The organism is Rhodococcus sp. EPR-147, from assembly GCF_001647185.1.
GTDB lineage: Bacteria > Actinomycetota > Actinomycetes > Mycobacteriales > Mycobacteriaceae > Rhodococcoides.
Map to the genome: position 1 here is coordinate 1 of NZ_LVCU01000466.1, position 1,469 is coordinate 1,469.

A 1,469-nucleotide genomic window follows, 5' to 3' on the forward strand; every position below is an offset into this window, starting at 1 on the left:
TCGGGTTCGGGGAGTGCGGTGCGGTCGAGTTTGCCTGCCGGAGTCAGAGGAATGGACTCCAACATCACGAACGCAGAGGGCACCATGTGCGCAGGCAGCATCGAACCGGCATGCTCACGCAACGCATCGACCTCGAGGACCGTACCGGCCACCGGCAACACATACGAGACCAACACCGTTGCCCCGGCAGCAGACTCACGTCCGATGGTGACCACGAAATCGACACCCGACACCGCAGCCAACACCGAATCGATCTCACCCAACTCGATCCGGAAACCACGCACCTTCACCTGAAAATCGCTACGCCCCACATACTCCAACGCACCCGAGGCATTCCACCGCACCACATCACCGGTGCGATACATCCGCGAACCCGCACCACCGAACGGATCGGCCACGAACCGCTCCGCCGTCAAACCCAACCGCGCGTGATACCCACGAGCCAACGCCGGACCCGCCAGATACAACTCACCCACCACACCCACGGGCACCGGATTCAACCGCGAATCCAACACCACCTCAGCGAAACCGATCGTCGGCGAACCGATATCGACCGACTCCCCCACCACCAACGCCGACGAGATCGACGAAAAAATCGTCGCCTCCGTCGGACCGTACGCATTGAACATCCGCCGACCCGGCGCCCACCGCGCCACCAACTCCGGCGCACACACATCACCACCGGTCACCACCACCTCGACCGACTCCAACCCCACCGGATCCACCGACGCCAACGCCGCAGGCGTGACGAACGCATGCGACACCCGCTCCTCGGCCAGCAACGACGCCAACTCCACCCCACCGAACACCAACGGCGGAGCGATCACCATCGTCGCCCCACCCGAGAACGCCAACACGAACTCGAGAATCGACGCATCGAAACTCGGCGACGCGAACGCCAACACCCGCGACGAGGGACCCACACCGAACCGAACCCGCTCCTCGGCAGCCAAGTTCCCCACACCACGATGAGTGACCACCACACCCTTGGGCACACCCGTCGACCCCGACGTGTAAATCAGATACGCCGCATCATCGAGCCGCAACACACCCGAACGCTCCACATCCAACACCGGAGCAGACGACCGAAACGCCAGATCCGCCACCACATCCGGATCATCGAGCACCACCCACGACACCCCACCCACACCCGAGAGCGCACCCACATCCGCACCCAACGTCACACCCACCACAGCACCCGAATCGACCAACATGTGCTCGATCCGATCCACCGGATAATTCGGATCCACCGGCAAGAACGCACCACCGGCCTTCGCCACCGCCCACACCGCCACCACAGACTCCACCGACCGCGACAACGCCAACGCCACGAACGACCCCGGACCCACCCCACACGACATCAACATCCGCGCCAACCGCGACGACGCCGCATCCAACTCACCATACGAAACAGACCGCGACCCCGACACCACCGCAACACCACCGACACCAGCAACACCCACCGCACC

The 1,469-nt window shown here is 63.9% G+C and carries 1 protein-coding gene; it reads right to left on the reverse strand.

Annotated elements, in window-relative coordinates; genetic code table 11:
- The coding region (locus A2J02_RS20125; RefSeq protein WP_156516313.1) for an amino acid adenylation domain-containing protein at positions 1-1,469 on the reverse strand (1,469 nt) is incomplete at both ends.